This window comes from Vibrio agarivorans, assembly GCF_030409635.1.
GTDB classification, from domain to species: domain Bacteria; phylum Pseudomonadota; class Gammaproteobacteria; order Enterobacterales; family Vibrionaceae; genus Vibrio; species Vibrio agarivorans.
Genome location: NZ_JAUFQF010000004.1, coordinates 2,635,675 through 2,655,482 on the forward strand (window position 1 = coordinate 2,635,675; position 19,808 = coordinate 2,655,482).

Here is a 19,808-nt window from a genome sequence, read left to right on the forward strand (position 1 = left end):
CACTCTCCAGATGTTTCTTTTAATAAAAATGAGCGCCTCGATAAGGCGCATAAAAGGCATTACTGTTTTATCACTTGCGGCAACGGATATTGATTACTCAATACTGATTGCGTTGGCTCATAGAGACGTAGGTGTAAGTAAAAATCATCTTTTGGTGCTGGAAGCCAGTTGCAACTTTCATCACCTGGTTTTTCATGTTGAATACAGATTGGGAGCGTGCCGTCCTCAGCGTAAATCAGCTCATCTTTTCGGTTGGTAGACACAGAGTAACGATCAATCTCATTTTCAACCATGAACAAGTGTTTCGCGTCATACATGGTCAACGACCAAAAAGCTTTTGCGGGTGCATCTGCTGGCATGACCATTCGATATTCATTGGCACCGTTGAGCTGTATGCCTTCACTGTCGGTGTAGCGGTTTGGATATAGTGCGCGTTCAGGTACATTGAGGCCTGCCGCACGAAGATTGATACTGGCACGGCTTAAGTAATCGTTACCATATTTGCCACCTTTAAACATCATCGACCAACCATTGTTGGTTGTACCAATATCGCGCCCTGCATATTGAATAATCAGCTGCGCAGAGTCCAAAGCACGGAGCATGCCCCTCTTTTGGGCTTCACTTAAGGTGTCTGGATCAAAAGGCGTATCACCGCCAATCCCAATATACTCAAACTGCTCCACCATTGCTTGGGCTTCTGGTAATGGATTTTTGCGCAACTCATGATCGATAACCGCATACCAATCAAGGCCTGATGGCCTAGCCATTGCGGGAATACGTCCTGTAGATTTAGCCAGCTTCAGAGACTCTCGTTTTTTACCGAGTTCGGATACTGGGTAGGTCACAAACGCTTCATTTACATTGATGGCCTCTTCAATATCTTTCGGACCAAACACGCCAGTTCGATGAATCAACCAAACCATTGGTGTTCTTGACTCAACCACATGATCAATACCTTCTGGTACTTCACCGTTCCAGTCTTTATTGACCAAAAGTACTTTACTGCCTGAGCGTCCCATATTCCCTGCATGCAGATCAGTAATGGAGTCAGAGTAGGCATCCAGCAACTGTACGATATAATAGCGATCATTCGTTTCCGGCATCTCTATCACCATTGGCCCAGATAAATCGAGATCATAATGCGCCTGAGAATACAGTGTGTCGTTGTTAACTGTAGGGACAATACGATCTTGAGGCCCAGACAACTGACGTGTCTTCCCCATTTGGTTAAGGGGTGCCATTGCATTATCCATTGGAGTGTCAACGGACGTTGAGGTTTGACGCACAGCAGCAACAGTCAAAGGTCCAGTACCATAGATAAACGCTTGTAAGCCCAAATTGTATGCCAACTCCTCTTCAGCTGACGGTGTCATTTGTGCAGATAATGGGAGTGCTACGGTGGAAAGAATAGAAAGAGCAAGAATGGATTTGTTCATGTTCGATACCCTTATGAGTGATTTAAGAACAGTCACAAGGGTATCGGAGCACTGAGGCTGCGAAAATCGAACAGTTTCTATATCGTTTATTACGATTCTTAATACTGCTTTGTGTAAATTAATACAGCTACAATATCTAACAACCGGTCAGCTCTCGGCTATAAACTGGTGGTGTTGTAGAGCTCTCTGCTTGGGTGTACAAAAAATAACAGCGGTCATCACTTGCCTGCCCATCCTGGTCAAAGTCATATCCGACATAGGTTTTTTCATAACCCTCTTCTTCGATCACAAAGCTATCGTCCAATGTGATACGCTTTTGAATATCAGTGTTGTCTAAAAACCCCCACTTCAAGCGGATATCAAACACGCCATCACCATCAAGGTCTATATCTAGCAAATCATCACGATTAGGTACTGCCTGTGTCGAATAACTCGGCAATTGTGCTTTCATATTGATGAGATCGTTGGCGGTTTCAACACTAACCTCAATTTGCTCGATCACTCTCTCACGACTGTCTTTTTGCAGGTTCAGAAACCGTGGTAATGCTACAACTGAAAGAATGGCCAAAATTGTAATAATGACAATCAGCTCGATGAGCGTAAAACCGCGCTGTTTTTCCATTTCTCTTGTGAATCCTTTGCTAAATCGAATTTGTGTACTCATTAGATACCCAATGATGCCGTCAAATGTTAACAGATATTTACATTTATATCATCAATAGAGGGAAAGCGAGCTCCTGCCTCATTGTCATTCAAGATTTTTGAACAATTCCCTCAAATCGTTCTGCTTAACCTAGTCATGAGCATTAATTAATCTAAGGTCAAACAAACAGTCGAGGACATTACCAATGTTAAGTGTACGAAAATCCGAAGATCGCGGTTTGGCCTCATTTAGTTGGCTTGAAAGCAAACACAGCTTTTCGTTCGGTAGTTATTATGACCCTGATAACATGGGCTTTTCAGCATTGAGAGTTATCAATGATGATATCGTTGCGCCCCATGCAGGCTTTGAGACCCATGGTCACCGAAATATGGAGATCATCAGCTTCATATTAGAAGGCACGATAGAACACAAAGACAGCGAGGGTAATACCAAAACTATTAAGGCTGGTGAGTTTCAACTGATGTCTGCGGGCTCGGGTATCTATCATAGCGAATTTAACGCATCGTCCACCGAACCGTTGCGCTTTCTGCAAATCTGGGTTGAACCTAACCGAATTAACTCTGAGCCTCGTTATCAGCAAGAGAATTTCGGTAAAAATCCGGGAGTCACCACCATAGCAACACCGAGTGGTGAGAATCAGAGCTTTCAGATTTATCAAGATGCATCATTGCATCAATTGGTTTTGTTACCTCAACAAGAGTTAACCCTTGACCTTGACCACCAGCGCTCTCTCTACGTACACCAGATAGAAGGTGTGTTGGACGTAGAGGGTCATAAACTTATGCCAGGTGATGGTCTAAAAGTAACTGACCAACAAAGTATTAAAGTGCTAAACAACTCCCAGCAAACCGTGCTGGCACTTGTATTTGATCTACCGTAGTTGCAGGGGCGACAACGGTAGATCAAACGTCATCGTTAGACTAGTCTAAATAGTATATTAATTCAGACGCTTATCATGGTTAACACAATATGACTCAGCATCAAGACCCTATCGCTCCTTTAATTAAGTCGGGCTATGCTCGTATCTTGCTCGAGCTTTTTCGTGAGTATCACCAGGATGCTCACTCGGCCATAAAAGAGTCGGGACTACCTGCTGATTTGTTTGATTTAGACCAAGAGTTTGTACCACAAGCACCCGTTAAAAAACTGATTTACCTATTGGGTAACCAGTTAGGAATGACTCAGTTTAACGAGCTACTCAAAACCGCAATTCGTCTGAAAGCAATCCCTAGACTGATCTATGAGTTTTCGCAATGCGCAACCATTCGCGATGCACTAGAACTCACGAAACAGGTTTATCAATACGATTCAACCGCAGCTAACGTTGGGCTGGAAACTCAACACGGTCGAAGTTGGTATTGGTGTATGCGCCACTATGAAGACTCACTGCCGTTTGTCTGGTCTGAAGTCTACGCAATAATGTATATCATTGAACTTATCCGAACGATGACCAAAACTGACTGGCAACCGAAGTACATCAAAGTACAGTCTCATGATATTGCTTTACACCGTGCGGTAATTGGAGGCTCTCCACAGTATATTGTCTCCAACCATCGCATTGAAGTTTTAATCGAGGAACACATTCTTGAAATGACGCCTAACATTACGAGAGACGACTCTGCAAACAAGCCACCACTGGTCACTTGGCATTCCAACTTTACTGATCGTGTCTTCACTGCTCTACTCCCGTATATTAAACAGCAGGATGTCACTCTGGAATATGCTGCAGGCCTGTTGAAAATGAGTCCACGAACACTTCAAAGACGCTTGAAGGAAGAGAAAACCAATTTTAGAAACATTAAAGATAATTTGGTGTTTACTGCGGCAGTGGAAATGATGGAGCAGGAGCAAACACTAACGCATATCTCTACCCAGCTTGGTTTTTCTGATATCGCGCACTTTTCCCGGGCTTTTAAACGGATTAGCGGCTTAACACCTAAGATCTATCGTAGAACAGTATTAAATCTTAGCCGTTAACATTCTGAGCACGTATCTAAAAAAGGGTGTGACATTGTCACACCCTTTTTTAGATAATTACAGCAACAGCAGACCCTGCAATGTAATCAGTGCGGTAGTGCTGAATGATAGCTTTCAAGTTTTCAGCTGTTGCCGACTTTTTAATATATCGCATACCCTATCCTAAAATAGCCAGTCAACAGACCTGACTGGCTTTATAAGACAACAATTGAGAGTCAATTATTGAGGGTTGAGTCCTAATAGTTGGAGTACTTTCACAAAGTTGGCTCTGCGCTCTTCCACATTGTGCACCTCACCTGTCTCACACGTCAAATCTGGACAGCCACGGTTGACGATACCAGATACGTCATCGATAAATTGGGTACCAATCATACCTCCATCGACATAGCTCTTCAGCTCATTGTGATAATCCCAACCTGGGTAGTTACCACTTTCATCTGGGTAGTCTTGTACCGAGGTCGTCCAGTAAAACAAACCTGCAATCCATTTGATCTCTTTGTTCTCCTCTGAGCTGCAGATAAGCCCAGGGTTTGAACAAAAATCAAGATCTGAGTACAGTGGATTCTCCGGTGGCGCCTCTACCGTTACACCATCGATGGTTTGACCAATCGTATCTGGATCGATATGCGAGCGTCCCAAGTAGTGGTTAAGCGTACCAAAGTTCTGACGACCTGTAGTTTGGATTACACCACGTCCCCACCAGCCACAGCCTTGGACACTTTCTTGGCTACTGCCATCCCAGATAAATTGACCCGACTTTTGATCTTCGTAGATTTGACACTCTTCACGTTCCCAAGCTTGTTTTGAACCATCAAATTCTTCTGGTTGTTCAGCAGGGTTGCACCATGGGCTAGAGACATCCCAACGGCCAACATGACCATTGACTAACAAGCCTTGCTCTTCCAAAACCGCATCTGGTGCAGCGAAAATTGGAGCGGGAGCGCCATACCATTTAGCATGGGTCATAGCTGTGACTTCCATCTTATCATTACGTGGGCAAGAGTAAGCATGGTCTAAGCCACTGACTGGGTTGAAACCATAATCAGCATACTTCTGCCCTAACTGGCCACAACTCGCTGACATTGGATAGTTGGTTGGAGCCCCCCAACGAATTTCATCCCAGTTATTTTCATCACACGCATTGTAACGAATCGTCTCTTGCATACTTTGTGCTAGGAAAGCAGCTATCGCTACTTTAGCATATTTGATGTTGGTCTCTTCATCGGCATTTTCATCGATAAGCCAGAACTTGTTGTCTGCCACACCCACGTTATGCATAGCATTGAGACCATCTAAGAAATCACTCCACTTATATACCGTCGATGGGATCCAAGAGAGATCTGGGGCTTGGAACAAGAATGCCTCATTGTTCATCACATCTTCAGCAGCAATTAGCTGTTGGTTGAGCTCTTCAATAGTAGTCAAAGGTCCTTCATAAAGATCTTCACCATTGTAGTAAAGAGGGACTTTTGCCTCTTGGTAGCTCTCTATCTTAGCGTCCAATTCCGCGCTATCTGTATCAAAGAGTAATGCAAAAACGTTGCTATGCGCGGCTTTACGGATCTGTCTTTCGCCTGCTCTCTCACCCATGAAGTATTGAGATGTTTGATCGGTAGGCATGTCATTCAGCATCACTGGAATGCGAACGAAGTCAGAGACTTGCTTGACGTACTCCAATGCATTGTGCCATTGCTCTGCACTTAGTGCAGGTGTTTCGCCTGATTTCGTAAAGGCAATAAAGTTTGCTTTACTCTCAGACTCTGCATTGAAAAGTTCAAGTTTTTGCAACAGCTCAGCAGTCTCACCCGACGCAGAATTCCATACTGCGCGGCGACCAGAATAAGTCTCATACACAAACTCACCGATACTTAACTGCCAGCCAATAGTCGTATCTGGTGCCAATGTCGAAAGAATTAGCTGGTAAGCTTGTGTCCAGCCCTGCGCATCATCAGTGAGTGCTTGGATATCATCAAAATCAATTCGGCTTCCTGTTTCATCCACAGCTTCGATCAAAGCTTGCTTCACTGTGATGACGCCCAATTCTTCGCCGCTATTGAGCATATCAAGTACATCACTGCGAATAATGATCGACTCTGAATCCGCCTCTTCAGCTTGGTTAATCATCTCAACAAAAGCTTTAGTAAGTTCAGCTGTGTCAGACAGTGCCTCTGCATCAATCGTGTCAATACTCAGTGTTGCAGGGGCAGAAGTTGATGGACTGGCCACAACAAATTCATTCGGCCAACCTTGAACCTCAAGGCGCAATGGATCGAGTGGATTTGGTAACTCTAGATTTGGCGTTGTCCCTGGAGGCGTACCTGGATCAGTGTCATCACAGTTTAGGTGTAATTCCCAAGATTCATCACTTCCTGGCGTAGATGACGTCCACCATTTGGCCTTATACGCAACATTATCATGAACCATGATGTCGCCACCCAGCGCATGGTTACCTTGAGTCCAATTCGGGTACACATTGTATTCGTCACAAATATCACCAGGTGGTGGTAAAATTTGATCTTCTTCAACGGTAATTTTTACTGACTGTTGCTCTATCTCTTGCCCATGCTCATCCACAACAAGCACACGAACCGTCTTCTGGCCTTCTGAGGCTGCGAGCCAATCTTGAGTATACAACGTCTGCTCAGGCGAAAATGGCTGTACTAGCACTTTATCATTATCGACCCAAAACTCGACTTGGTCTGCCCCTTCCCCTTTAATCTCCGCTTGGATTGCGATGGTCTCGTCAACTTTCACAACCTGACCCGCGGTCGGAGCAAGGATCGATACCTCAAGTACAGGCTCACCAGGGTCAATATTCTCAGCTTCAACCTTAATTGTTACGGATTGCTCTTCAATGGTTTTGCCATTTGTATCCACCACTCGCACTGTAACTGGCTTCTGACCAGCAACACCAGAAGACCAGTTTTGAGTATAGATTTCTTTACTTGAGTCGAATTTTTGCTCCACTAATTTAGTGTTGTTGACCCAGAACTCGACGGTTTCAGCACCTTGACCAGTCACTTTAGCCTGAATTGTCAAAGACTCTCCAACTTGAACGATCTGACCTGACGTTGGAGAAAGAAGCGATAAATCAATTTCAGGTGGCAGCTCTGGCTTCTCTCCATCATCTGGACACTCAGTAATATCCCAGAAATATGAGTTTGCTACTGGGGTTTCCCATGTGCCAGGGTTATTTTTCGCGATAAAACACTCACCATTGAAAATCACCATATCGCCATTATTAACTCGAGTCTCACCCGGGATAAATGGGATCACATCGCCTGGCTCGGGACCTGGACCTGGACCTGGTTCAGAGTCACCAACCAACTTCCACGGACTATCCCATTCGTTAGCGTATTCCGCATCTGGTCTTTGACCTGGATTTGCATACCATTTGGCTTCATAGAGTTTGCCATTCAGTGTAACTTGAGTCCCGCCAGAGTATGCTTTGCCGCTGTCATAGGGTTCCGCTGCGTACAATTGACTGCTGAGTAAGATACCAGCAATGGCCGCAGTTAATCGTCTAACTTTACGCATTATAATTTTTCCTTAATGTCATTTTTATATTCATCCGCTTTAAGTTCTTGGGTCTCTTTTTGTTCTGGCGTCAGCTGCCTTAACCATTTGTCTATACCAGACTTGCTCATATTCACTTCACCGTAGCTAACACTGATTCATGGGGTACTTGCTTGGAAGCCTAATCGCTGACTGTTTAAAACTAGAAAAACCATCACTCAATATTATCAACATAGAAAGCCGAGGCTAATGATGATGGTTTAAACTATTTTTAGGTTCTTTATTTTGAATAATTTTAATTAGTTATAAGAGATCATCTCATTAAAATACTCTACTTGCTCTTGCATACTCAGGCCTTGGTTATTCGAACCAAGAGTCCAGATAAAGAAACCTCCGTAACCTTGTTCTTTCTGCCAACGAGCACGCTCAATGTTGTTCTCACGTGTTTCAACGAAGCTGCCGCCAGGCTTCCATTGGCTATTGATAGTTGCCCCCAAAACGACCTTAGTTGGGTCACCAACATGCTCTGCGTAATTCGCCATCGCAACGTCATAGAGGAAGTTTTCACCCGCGTCGTATGCCATCACGTTGAAGAAGTCGACGGTATCTTTGGTGTTTTGTAGAAGTGAAATGACTTCACCGTGGTGGGCTGAGCGATCATCCTCGATGAATGAGCAATTCTCAAAGACCGCTGGATTTTCACACTCAACAGGATCTGCGCCTACGTGATAAGTCGTTAGCGAGATAATCTTACTCATACCAATTTTGGCACGAATTTTTTCAATCAATGCTTCAAGATTACGATTATCTTGTTCTGTTAAACGAGGTGTTGTTTCATAGTCAAAGTCTACACCGTCAATGCTCACATAGCCTGCGAGTTGATATTTAGTATAATCACAGTTGCCTTGGTAATCTGTCTCCAAGCATTCACCAACCATCTCTTCTGGTTTGAGGTTTTTCAAATACACTGGATATGGTGTGTTCATCATATCAATTAGGCTATCTGCAATGGCCTCACGTTGAGCATCAGTACCCATGTGGGACCAAATACTCTCATGAGTTGCACCACCAAAAGCGATCATTATCGTTTTATTTGGATGTTTGTGCTTAAGTGTTGTCCATGATTGATAACCTGGAGCCATCCAACTAGGCTCGTAGTGTGGTTCAATCATGCTATCCGTGACGAATGCATTACCGTTAGCATCCCAACCACCAAATGATAAGAAGTACGCGTCTCCCTGAGAGTTATGCAGATCTTCAATATCTGTGATACCCCAAGAAGTTAAGTAAGTTACATTACGATCTGGATTGTTTCGTAAGTCTAGGTCTTCTTTTGGCTCTGTAACCTTAATTGTCGATACGGGCGTTTGTTGAGTATCGCCCTCTGTATTCGTTCCTGCAGCAATGATTTCATGTGTGCCAATTTGTGCACCAATCCAATCATATTCAAACGGCGCTTCATCAACAGTCGCTAACGCTTCATCATTCACCATAAAGGTTACAGACTTCATCTCACCGACAAAGCTATGTGCTTCTGCAGTAAGCTTGATACTCCGGCCTTGGGTGAAAGAAGAACCATCAACGGGTGAAGTTAGACCAATAGCTAAATCCTTGTCAGTCACCGCAAGCGTGATCGGCTTAGTCGCCGATGATGCATTTTTATCATCATAAGCAACTGTCACAAGCTCGTATGCGCCTTCGACTTGAGCAGGGATCTCTAGTTTGTAGGTATTACCCTCTGTTGGCTCAGTGACTGTTTTAACAACATCACCATTTAGGAGGGCTTCTACTTTAACAATTTCACCGTCTGCATCTGAAGCTTCAACAATCACTTCAAACGCTTGATTTGGAGAGAGACGATCACCATTAGCTGGGCTGATCAAATCGACTTCTGGTAACTCATTTGGATCACAAACCCCCTCAGTCTGCCATGCATCTTTCCATGCTTCTGGGTAATTTGGATGGCCAGTGCCTGGCGTCCATACTGGATCACCACACCAACCTGGTTGTGTACATGAGAAAACCTCACCTATGTTTGAAACTCGATCACCTAACTGGTAGTTAATGCCATCTTGATATTGAGCTACATCACCACAACTATTACTGGTTTCGGTTACGGTGATTTGCACACTCGCTGTAGCAGACAGATTTTGCTCATCTGTTGCCACAGCATCTAATGTCACACTACCTGCTTGTGTTGACTGCCAATCACAGTTAAACGGAGCAACATCCTCATCATCGAATTCACAAACCATAACATTGTTGGCTTTAACGACAACTGTTGCTAAATCACCATCCACATCCGATGCATCTACCGAGATAGAAATCGTTTCGGTCTTCTTAAAGACATCACCCTCTCCTGGTGTGATAAACCGAACTTCTGGTGCTTCAAAATCTTGTTCAGGTTCAACTAGAACAGAGACTGACTGCTGCTCTAATTGCTTATTGTCTTCATCGAACACAATTACCGTAATCGTTGTATCACCGAGCTCATTTGGAGTCCAAGATTGTGAGTAATGAGTCTCTTCTTCGTGAACTTGATGAGTGCCCAGTTTGCTGTTACTGACCCAGAACTCTACTTTCGTCGCAGCCTCTCCCTTGATTGATGTTTCAATCATAGTCGCTTCATTGGCTGTCAAAGTTTGCCCATTGCTTGGGGCAATGATGGACAGTTCGATACCTGGTGTCGGAGCTGGTGTTTCACCGCCTTCACCGTTAAATTTAATGCTCTGCTCAAAAGCCTCTAGATTGTCTACTTGACCATCATAACCAAAAGTAAGTGCGAAGCTGTTACCAGACAGAAGCTCGCTGTTTACCCAGTTGCCTTCATCAAAACCAAACTCAACACGGTGCAATACACCCTCAGAGGTGGTTTCATGTGTTAATATCGTATTGGCATAACTCAGGCCAACACCACTCCACTGCACGCTGTTTGTCTTTGATGGCAGAACAAATTCAACAAAGGCATCCCTCAGTTCAATCGAACCTGAATCTGAGTTTGTGAACTCAACTTTGTAAGTACTCCACCACTGGCTTTCACTTGCCTCTACACCGATCTCTACCGAATCCGCTACGGCAATCGCCAGTGGAGACATACTAAAGCCAGCAATTAACAATGCTTTGCTCAACTTACTTAGCTTGCGCATATTTTACTCCAAATGTATGTATAAATTGAGTTTGATGAGTTCAGAACAACCTGAAGATAGGTTAGTAACCAAATAACTCACCAAATCTAACCGAAAAAGAATTTATTAATTATTTATTAATTTAGACAGCCGTCATTTACGCACATATAGCATTTGCAAACACATAGTGTATTAATATGCACTCAACGATAAAAATATTTAACCACAATAAATTGGATGATTTAAAGAATCAAAATGTGATGCTGGTTCATCCTCGACGCGCGTTAGCGTGATCTGTGCCACAATTTCTCTCTGTTACTTATATAACAATGCGTAAAAACAGCAACTTAACAAACCAATGGTAAAAAAGAAGAGCGTTTATCGTGGTGAATAAAATAATTTAAATCTCCACCAATAAAGCAAGAAAGGAAATTAATTAGCAATAAGATACGACACTAAAACATTTAAGCAATAGATTGTAGCTTGCAAGATTTCCATTCAAGATAAACACTATCAATAATTTACACTCATACAAATCTAGATATTTCAAATCATGAACGCATATGCTATTTAGCTCTAACCCAATAATAAGTTCCCGTATATTTTTGAGTGATAATTTGAAGTGTAATCCAGCGTTTTATTCTCCGGCATAAATAGCCTTCTGCTCAGCTATCCTGTTAAGTCGCCAAGGTCAGTCTTACACCAGAAAAGCCCTACAAACATCGCCTTTTTACCTTTGTGGTTTCTTCAACAAGATCAAACCAACATGGATTTAGTTGACAATAACAACCACAATAACTATAGTAGACAATATCAACTAAATAAGAGGCGAACTTTGACTATGAATGAAGTAACTATGCCATCACCGTCAAGTGAGGCGCCGAATAAGACACCAGTCCTTTATAAAGTCGCACTGATCGCAGGGATGATGACTATTATTGGAGGAACACTGACAGGTGTTATGACGTATATGAATCTGGGGTATTCGAGCTCGTTTTTCAGAGAGTGGATATCTGCCTTTATCACAACGGCACTTGTAATGATGCCGATCGGATTTACCCTGATGACCGCAATTACTACCCTTGCTAATCGCTATTTAACACGCGTAAGTGAAAATAAACGTAACCTACTGGTAGGCATAACAATGGCTGTGATCATGGAATCCATCATGGCTTTTACTACCACTGTGAACAACATGGGATGGGTTGGAAACACAGACTTCACCACTCAATGGGGACAAAGCCTCCTGACAGCTTTACCGATTGGGCTGGTCTTAATGATGACAATATCCATGACAATTAAGCCAAAAATTGAGCGTTTCTTACGCAGCTAATCGACTAATTTAATTCGGAGTACAACAATGAAAACCTACACAATTACCATTGAAGAACAAAACATCGACACACCAAAAACACTTACCTTTGAGATGCAAGATCGTGAAGACTTACTTGCGATTGTTGAAGCCTTAAAGGCCAAAAGTGGCTTAGCGGAAAATGAAGCAACACGACTTGCCGTCGCATTACGCTTGATGGGTCCAGTAATGATGAAAGACAGAAAACATCCGCTGTTTGCGAATTTCTTCCCACACTTTAAAGACTTTATGACCAACTTGAAAAAGATGGTCAAGTCCAAATAGGGACAACGAGCCAACGCCTTTCTAAGTTCTCCTGTTTTGGACTTTTAAATGTTGAGGAGCTTAAATGCAATAAAGCAAGACCTAGTAGCATCAGATACTGCGTGCTAGGTCTTTTCTTTGGTTACTCGAGTTCAACTGGAGGTCGGAAGGTCATCTCATGCATTACGACATCATCAGGCAGTTCTAATAGCAGTGCAATTGTTTCGGCTACACTTTTAGGATGCATATATTGAGGTCGGTCAGCTTCTCTAAAGTTGGTATCCGTGCCACCAGGGAATAAAGAAGTGACTTTAATACCGTGTGGTTGGGCTTCTTTCATTAAGATAGCGCTAAAGCCAGCTAGGCCTTGTTTCATTGCTGTGTAAACACTCATGGTTTCATTTGCGCGCTTCGCGACAGTAGAAACCACGTTGATGATTTGTCCACTTTGTTGTGGCTTCATGACTTTTAATGCTTCACGGCTCAATATAGCCGGCGCTCGCAAGTTAACAGCATACTGTTGGTCGAACTCTTCAATGGTTAACTCATCAATGTCACATTTTCGAGTGTTCATACCCGCGTTGTTGATAAGCACGTCCAACGTCCCTAACTTTTCAACAGCAACTTGGAACAGATCGACTACTTGTTCCGCATCGGCAAGGTCCGCCTGAACAATCTCGCACCCAGTCAGCGATTGAAGAGCCGTTAAGCGCTCCAAATCTCTACCAGAAGCGACGACTTTATGCCCTTTTTCGCACAATGACTTTGTTAACTCGTAACCAATACCACTCGTTGCACCTGTAACGATGACTGACTTCATGATTTACCTAAGTATTTGTTTGTTATATACATAGAAGTCTCGCATATTCACATCGCATTATTCGCGCTCAATGTCCCACTACGAAGCATTGCGCCCCTCAAAGAATAACGAAACATAAATAAGTGTAAGCAATGGTTAACCTCTGACTTTAGAAGCCTCCTTCTTTCAAAGGCTTCACCTTGACTCACTCATGTCTGACAAATACATATTGAGCTCGTGAATAATTAGCTTCAAAGAAACATCGACAGAGCATCACTATGAAAAAGCTAAAATTGATTCCTTTAATTGCCGTAATAATAAGCTTGGTAAGCTTTTCATCACTCGCTCATCCTCATGGGCACGGGAAGCATAAAGGCAAACATAAGCACAAGCACGGTCATAAAGAAGTGGTTGTAGTTAAAAAGTATCACCCTTCACCAAAGAAGCGCCCTAAGCACCGTCACTACCACTACAAACGTATGCCTAAACACACTACTTACATTAAAATCGGCAACTTCACGTATGCAAAAGTAGGCGGCCATTACTACCAACGTCGTGGCAATGACTACGTGAATGTGATTATCAAATAGCGTTGATTAACTCCCAGCCCCCAAGTTCAACTTAGACGGGGGCTTAGGGCCGTAACTATTTTCTCCAGCAGAACCCTCTATCAAAACGCACACCACAAATATAACGACCTGCCCTATCAGAGGAATGATATGTAAAAACAGCCATCGTGAGGAGCGATGACTATCATGAAGTCGCTTAGCTTGAATGGCCAAATAGATCCACAAAACGACAATAAAGTTGATTAACGTAAAGATAACCGCCCCCGAAGAATCGACATCATCCAATGCTGTTGGGTCAATAAGTTGGCGTACAAAGAAGCTCCACAACGATAGCATGGCAGTACAGAATAGGAATGTTCTACGATTAATCCGCCCCTGAAAGGAAAACAATAACTGTTTGTAGCTCATGACACTCCTCCTCTGTGTTCTCTTAAATATAGACCAAGTCTTTCGATGCTTGTTTCTACAAAACACAATCTGCTATTGTGAGAGTAAGTAGTGGTACAGGCAGTAAATCAATGAAACAACTGACAATCCTTGATGGTGGTATGGGACGCGAGCTACAAGATTTTCTCAACCTTTTTGGAGTGCGCAAGCGCTCATGGATGCCCCCCAATTTGTTCACGAGGCTCATCAACACTTTATCGATTCCGGTGCAGAGATAATTACCACGAACAGTTACGCCTGTGTGCCATTTCACTTAGGGAAAGATCTCTATGACACGAAAGGGGCAGCATTGGCAGCAAAAGCTGCAAAGATAGCCAGGCAATGTGCAGAAGAATATAAGAATGGGGTTATCGTTGCGGGCTCAATTCCTCCTCCCTTAGGCAGCTATCGCTCTGATCTGTTTGTTGAGCAAAAAGCAGTGCCAGTTCTTGATGCCCTCATACAAGCGCAAGAGCCCTATGTAGACATTTGGATTGCTGAAACGCTGTGCAGTGTTCACGAGTTTCAAGTCACTCAAGAAAGGCTTTCTAAGTCAGCTAGACCTTGTTATTACGCATTTAGTTTAGCGGACGACGTTCAAGGTCCAGCCTCACTTCGTTCAGGTGAAACCGTAGACGTCTTGGCGAATTTACTCCTTGATTCAAATGCAAAAGGCGTCATGTTTAATTGCTCAATACCTGAGGTAATGGAAGCTGCACTCATTGCCGTTCAACCTCTACTCAAAACCAAAGGTGATGACTTCGAGCTGGGTATTTATGCCAATAACTTTGCACCCATTGATAACGAACACGAGGCCAATGACACACTGCAGTGCACTCGTGAGTTATCACCACAAGACTATGTGAAATTCGCAAAATGCTGGCATGAACTCGGTGCAACCATTATTGGCGGTTGCTGCGGCATTGGCCCTAAGCATATTCAGGCTCTGTGTGAATGGAAACAGAGCTTGAAAGCCTAAATTTTAGAATAATGGGCGCAAAAACAGAGGCACAACCAAACGTTGTGCCTCTGTTTTTTAGTCATCACCACCATTGGAATCAAGTAACTCACTTACCTTTACATCGGAGCATTCACTGCGAGCACTTAACCACTCCTCGACGGCCTTTCTATCTTCGTCGGTCGTCGAGTCATAGCGCCCCTCTCCAATCACAAAACCATCAAAGCTATGCTGGTTGGCACCACCACCCATAATTAAGTTTCTTGATTCAAGGAAGTCAAAGAACTCATTGAGTATCGCTTCATAGCCAGTGTCAGAATCAATATCCACTTGACAAGAAAAGCCAAAACCAAGCACTGCAAACTCGTCAACGTAGAGTTTCTTTCGTAAACGTCGTGTTCTATTTTTTGCCATCACTTTTCCCCAAAATACCAACCACATACAACACTGCAGTTTAGTTCATAATCTAAAACTCGACAGAGTGTAATGTCAAACTAACTATCAAAGATCAAAAACATTACCTATCACATTCATGACTAGATCAACCTTATTGGGCTCACGGGGTGAACGCTTTCTTACCAAACTCAAGTCAAACTGATAGGTCATCAAGCTGGGTTGGATAATTCTAATTCGCCCTTGGTTGAGCTCCTGCTGAATATAGCTTTGTGGCATATACCCCAAATATTTTCCTGATAAGATCATCGTTTTTCGCATATCAAATTGATAAGACTTGGCGTTTAGATTTAGCTTTCTTAGCTGAGTCATCCCGTCCAGTTTTAAATCAATACCAGGGTGGATAGTGTATGCCTGCGCAAACAAGTTTGCATCAATTTCACTATCTAACAGCCCAAAAAATGGGTGTTGTTCACCACAGCACAGGTAATTGGGTTCACTCGATAACGGTATATATTCTAGACCTTCAACACTTTGGTACTGAGGAAGAATACCAACGTGCACTTTGTCTTTTAGGATCTGTTTTTCAATATTAGATAAGGTATCGCCATCAAGTACGATATGTAAATTGGGTGCTTTGTCATGAAGTTGTTCGATGACCGACGCTAATTTGCGCTGCTTCTTCTCATCCAATTGATCGGACGACATAATCACCAACTCACCACTAAGGTCTTTACCCAAGTTCCCAACTAACAAGGAGAAATCTTCCAACGATTCAAACAGCTTATTAACCCCGTGATAAACCATCTGGCCTTCTTCGGTAAGTGAAAACCCACTACGCCCTCTTCGACACAGCGTTAACTGCATTCTCGACTCAAGGTTTGTCATGTGCACGCTTATGGTCGATCGCGTTATCCCAAGTGCATTCTCCGCAGCCGAAAACCCACCGTGTTCAACCACAACAAGGAAAATTCTCAATAATCGCAAATCATATTCCGTTACTGGTTTGGGAATTATCGACTCCCTGGCCATGGCTACTCCTAGATCCTTTAGTTTTATCTGTATCAAACATTAGGTTGATAGTTTGATATTTAACCAAGTTGAATTTTAATCTTCAATAGAGGTGCTAAGAAAAGGAGAAATTTTATGACTGAGATCATGAACCTAGAGTTATCAGATAATCAATTACTTAAACCGTTTTCCTATATCAACGGCAGCTGGCATTCTAGTGAAGCTCAATTGGCAGTAACTAACCCGGCTAATGGTAAAGTCATTGCCAATATTGCGAACGCGGGTGTAATAGAAACAGAGCTTGCTGTTCGTTCAGCAAAAAAAGCACTAAAGCATTGGTCGTCTCAGACCGCGATACAGCGTTCTGCGGTGCTAAAAAAATGGCACCAGCTGATGCTAGAGCATCAAAACGACCTAGCAAAAATTCTCACTCTTGAGCAAGGTAAACCGCTTGCTGAAGCCAAAGGAGAAATACTCTACGGTGCTGCATTCATTGAATGGTTCGCGGAAGAAGCTAAACGAGCCTATGGCGATACTATCCCTTCTCCTTCTACAGATAAACGAATCGTTGTTATCAAGCAGCCTGTAGGCGTGGTTGGAGCAATTACACCTTGGAACTTCCCTAACGCGATGATCACCCGAAAAGCTGGTGCAGCACTCGCGGCCGGCTGTACTTTTGTTGTTCGCCCTGCCACGCAGACACCGCTTTCTGCACTTGCAGTTGCAGAACTTGCCGAAAGAGCCGGCATCCCTGCAGGCGTATTCAACGTCGTTGTCGGTAGTGATTCTAGAGGGATGGGAAAAGTGCTCACGCAACATCCTGATATTGCCAAATTTACCTTCACAGGCTCAACAGTCGTCGGCAAAGCACTGATTAATCAGTGCAGTAGCACCGTCAAAAAAGTCTCAATGGAACTTGGTGGCAATGCCCCATTCATTGTATTTGATGATGCAGAGATTGATGCTGCGGTTGCCGGTGCTGTAGCCTCAAAATATCGAAATGCGGGCCAAACCTGTATCTGCACCAATCGTATTTTGGTGCAAAGCGGAATTGCAGAAACCTTCACCAGTAAATTTGTTGAAGCAGTATCTAAGCTCAAAGTTGGCGAAGGGATCTCACCAGACACGGATATTGGCCCTCTCATTAACGTAGATGCGGTGAGCGATGTTGAGACACTAGTGAATAACTCAGTCTCGGTTGGTGCAAAAGTTGTGTTGGGTGGAGAACGAACTCCCGACAGCAATAACTTCTATCTTCCAACAGTATTGACCAATGTGACTAAAGATATGCCAGTCGCACGCAACGAAATCTTTGGTCCTGTATCACCCATCATCACTTTCGATAGTGAAGAGGATGCGATTGAAATAGCCAATGACACGGAATATGGATTAGCGGCCTATTTCTACAGCCGCGACATTGGTCGTATTTGGCGAGTGGGTGAATCATTGGAGTACGGCATGGTAGGTATCAACGATAGTGCTATTTCAAATGTATCGGCTCCATTTGGTGGAGTAAAACAGTCCGGGTTTGGGCGTGAAGGGTCGAAATATGGGCTTGATGAATATATGGAAATCAAATATTTGTGTATGGGCGGGTTATAAGGTCAAACAGACATGGAAAATTTAAACTTACAAGCAAGAAAAGATAACGTATTTGCTCGTGGGCAAGGGAATGCCTACCCGGTATTTGTTGAACGAGCAAAAAACGTAGAGGTGTGGGATGTAGAGGGCAACCGTTACATTGATTTTGCTACAGGCATCGCGGTGTGTAATACCGGACACAGTCACCCTAAAATCGTTGAAGCGGTTAAACAACAGGTCGAAAAATTTAGCCATACCTGTGTCATGGTTAACCCATACGAAAATGCAGTAGAACTCGCAGAGCAATTAACTCATATCGCACCAGGTAGCTCTGATAAGAAAGCCATATTTGTCACCACTGGCGCTGAAGCGGTGGAAAACAGTGTCAAAATCGCACGTGCCTATACAAAACGCCGTGGTGTAGTTGCATTCAATGGTGGCTTTCATGGCCGCACGAATATGGCAATGGCGCTGACAGGTAAAGTCGCCCCTTACAAGCAACTATTTGGGCCTTTCCCGAGTGATATTTATCATGTTCCCTACCCTATCAGTGCTCACGGTATTTCGGTAGAGTATAGTGTGACTGCATTGAAGAACTTGTTCAAAGTTGATATCGCTGCCAGTGATGTGGCCGCGATCATCATTGAGCCCGTGCAAGGTGAAGGGGGTTTTTACGCAGCACCTAAAGAGTTTTTTGTTGCTCTTCGTGAGCTTTGCGATCGAGAAGGTATTGTTCTTATCGCTGACGAAATTCAAACAGGCTTTGGACGAACAGGAAAAATGTTCAGTATTGAACATGCAGATGTAGAGCCTGACTTGATCACAATGGCGAAGGGAATCGCAGGAGGCTACCCAATCTCTGCTGTCGTTGGTAAAAAAGAGATAATGGATGCACCGCTGCCCGGTGGGCTGGGAGGCACTTATGGTGGTTCACCCATCGCTTGTGCGGCTGCACTTGAAGTATTAGATATTATAAAAGATGAGAACTTACTCGAACGTTCAAATGAGATCGGTGAACTATTTTCGACTAAGTTGGAGCTCCTTAAAAAACGCTTTCCAGACACCATACTGGAAGTGAGACATCAGGGGGCAATGATCGCCATAGAGTTAGTCTCTCAGGGTAACTCAGAGCAGCCGAACATTGAACTTACTCAAGCATTGATTAAGCATGCACCTCAATATGGCTTGATACTATTAGCCTGTGGCTTTTACGGTAACGTGATCCGATTTTTACCTCCTCTCACGGCATCAAACGAGATCATTACAGAGGGGTTATCGAAGTTCGATGAACTGCTAACAACGTTACTCAAATCCTAATCAACGCGATTTAACTTATCACGACGTATAGTCGTTCTTAGCGTATACACTCTCACCTGTTAGGAATGACTATGCTTTTTAATCGCTACTACCTGCACCCTTTTAACATCTTCGCTATCCTCAGTAATGTTACCGTCATCATCGCGTTAGTCATGCAAGAAGATATACTGGTGTCTCAAGCGGCTTTGGCAGTCGTTGGCTACTGGATAGTATTGTTCGCGGTATACAAATTCACTCATCACAGAAATGCCTTTATTCACAGTGATGATATTATCCTAGCTAAACAGGTAAAATACTTCACCTACCAGTGCCCAAACTGCAATGACAAGGCACTTATCCCTACTGAACATACACTACGCAACAAAGCTATCGAAAACCAATGTCAGTTCTGCCTTTCACACAATCGTATTTTTTGAGTGTC

The 19,808-nt window shown here is 43.5% G+C and carries 16 protein-coding genes and 1 pseudogene; 9 read left to right on the forward strand and 8 right to left on the reverse strand.

Annotation, left to right across the window (positions count from 1 at the left end; all coding sequences use genetic code 11):
• Nucleotides 1–59: 59 nt before the first annotated feature.
• Both QWZ05_RS20650 and QWZ05_RS20655 read right to left on the reverse strand, forming a co-directional pair.
• Nucleotides 60–1,436, reverse strand: a complete 1,377-nt coding sequence (locus QWZ05_RS20650; protein ID WP_264877628.1) for a DUF1254 domain-containing protein — start codon at nt 1,434–1,436, stop codon at nt 60–62.
• A gap of 136 nt (nt 1,437–1,572) precedes the next feature.
• Entirely contained in the window at nt 1,573–2,058 is a 486-nt protein-coding gene (locus QWZ05_RS20655; protein ID WP_290300420.1) for a type II secretion system protein, read from the reverse strand.
• A gap of 226 nt (nt 2,059–2,284) precedes the next feature.
• On the opposite strand from QWZ05_RS20655, the gene QWZ05_RS20660 reads away from it, so the two are divergent.
• Together QWZ05_RS20660 and QWZ05_RS20665 are read left to right on the forward strand one after the other, a co-directional pair.
• Entirely contained in the window at nt 2,285–2,980 is a 696-nt protein-coding gene (locus QWZ05_RS20660; protein ID WP_264877630.1) for a pirin family protein, read from the forward strand.
• A gap of 89 nt (nt 2,981–3,069) precedes the next feature.
• Nucleotides 3,070–4,077, forward strand: coding sequence for a helix-turn-helix domain-containing protein (locus QWZ05_RS20665; RefSeq protein WP_290300422.1), 1,008 nt, complete (start codon nt 3,070–3,072; stop codon nt 4,075–4,077).
• A gap of 219 nt (nt 4,078–4,296) precedes the next feature.
• On the opposite strand, the gene QWZ05_RS20670 is transcribed toward QWZ05_RS20665, so the two are convergent.
• Nucleotides 4,297–7,614 (reverse strand): Ig-like domain-containing protein, encoded by a 3,318-nt coding sequence (locus QWZ05_RS20670; protein ID WP_290300423.1) that lies wholly within the window; start codon nt 7,612–7,614, stop codon nt 4,297–4,299.
• Between the two features lie 278 nt (nt 7,615–7,892).
• Nucleotides 7,893–10,739, reverse strand: coding sequence for an Ig-like domain-containing protein (locus tag QWZ05_RS20675; protein ID WP_290300425.1), 2,847 nt, complete (start codon nt 10,737–10,739; stop codon nt 7,893–7,895).
• Nucleotides 10,740–11,559: 820 nt separating this feature from the next.
• On the opposite strand from QWZ05_RS20675, the gene QWZ05_RS20680 reads away from it, so the two are divergent.
• Together QWZ05_RS20680 and QWZ05_RS20685 are read left to right on the forward strand one after the other, a co-directional pair.
• Entirely contained in the window at nt 11,560–12,051 is a 492-nt protein-coding gene (locus QWZ05_RS20680) for a DUF2798 domain-containing protein (protein WP_290300427.1), read from the forward strand.
• A 27-nt stretch (nt 12,052–12,078) separates the two neighbouring features.
• Nucleotides 12,079–12,354, forward strand: a complete 276-nt coding sequence (locus QWZ05_RS20685) for a DUF3861 domain-containing protein (protein ID WP_264875439.1) — start codon at nt 12,079–12,081, stop codon at nt 12,352–12,354.
• 121 nt (nt 12,355–12,475) lie between these two features.
• Here QWZ05_RS20685 and QWZ05_RS20690 read toward each other — a convergent pair whose 3' ends face one another.
• Complete coding sequence (locus tag QWZ05_RS20690; protein ID WP_264875438.1) at nt 12,476–13,153, reverse strand: SDR family oxidoreductase; 678 nt, start codon at nt 13,151–13,153, stop codon at nt 12,476–12,478.
• Nucleotides 13,154–13,410: 257 nt separating this feature from the next.
• On the opposite strand from QWZ05_RS20690, the gene QWZ05_RS20695 reads away from it, so the two are divergent.
• Nucleotides 13,411–13,722 carry a VPA0510 family protein gene (locus QWZ05_RS20695; RefSeq protein ID WP_264875437.1) on the forward strand — a complete coding sequence of 104 codons (312 nt, stop codon included), beginning with the start codon at nt 13,411–13,413 and terminating at the stop codon, nt 13,720–13,722.
• 6 nt (nt 13,723–13,728) lie between these two features.
• On the opposite strand, the gene QWZ05_RS20700 is transcribed toward QWZ05_RS20695, so the two are convergent.
• The gene (locus QWZ05_RS20700; RefSeq protein ID WP_264875436.1) at nt 13,729–14,109 is read right to left on the reverse strand and encodes a DUF805 domain-containing protein; all 381 of its coding nucleotides are present in this window, start codon (nt 14,107–14,109) and stop codon (nt 13,729–13,731) included.
• Nucleotides 14,110–14,219: 110 nt separating this feature from the next.
• Between QWZ05_RS20700 and QWZ05_RS20705 the strand changes: the two are divergent.
• A pseudogene (locus QWZ05_RS20705) lies at nt 14,220–15,106 on the forward strand (homocysteine S-methyltransferase family protein).
• A gap of 57 nt (nt 15,107–15,163) precedes the next feature.
• Here QWZ05_RS20705 and QWZ05_RS20710 read toward each other — a convergent pair.
• Together QWZ05_RS20710 and QWZ05_RS20715 are read right to left on the reverse strand one after the other, a co-directional pair.
• Nucleotides 15,164–15,499, reverse strand: coding sequence for a YggL 50S ribosome-binding family protein (locus QWZ05_RS20710; protein WP_290300429.1), 336 nt, complete (start codon nt 15,497–15,499; stop codon nt 15,164–15,166).
• A gap of 87 nt (nt 15,500–15,586) precedes the next feature.
• Entirely contained in the window at nt 15,587–16,510 is a 924-nt protein-coding gene (locus tag QWZ05_RS20715; protein ID WP_290300431.1) for a LysR family transcriptional regulator, read from the reverse strand.
• 114 nt (nt 16,511–16,624) lie between these two features.
• Between QWZ05_RS20715 and QWZ05_RS20720 the strand changes: the two genes are divergently transcribed.
• From QWZ05_RS20720 to QWZ05_RS20730, 3 genes are all read left to right on the forward strand, one after another.
• Nucleotides 16,625–18,091, forward strand: coding sequence for an NAD-dependent succinate-semialdehyde dehydrogenase (locus QWZ05_RS20720; protein WP_290300434.1), 1,467 nt, complete (start codon nt 16,625–16,627; stop codon nt 18,089–18,091).
• 12 nt (nt 18,092–18,103) lie between these two features.
• Nucleotides 18,104–19,387 (forward strand): 4-aminobutyrate--2-oxoglutarate transaminase, encoded by a 1,284-nt coding sequence (gene gabT, locus QWZ05_RS20725; protein WP_290300436.1) that lies wholly within the window; start codon nt 18,104–18,106, stop codon nt 19,385–19,387.
• Between the two features lie 71 nt (nt 19,388–19,458).
• Nucleotides 19,459–19,803: a hypothetical protein gene (locus QWZ05_RS20730; RefSeq protein ID WP_290300438.1), complete on the forward strand. Its 345-nt coding sequence runs from the start codon at nt 19,459–19,461 to the stop codon at nt 19,801–19,803.
• Nucleotides 19,804–19,808: the final 5 nt, after the last annotated feature.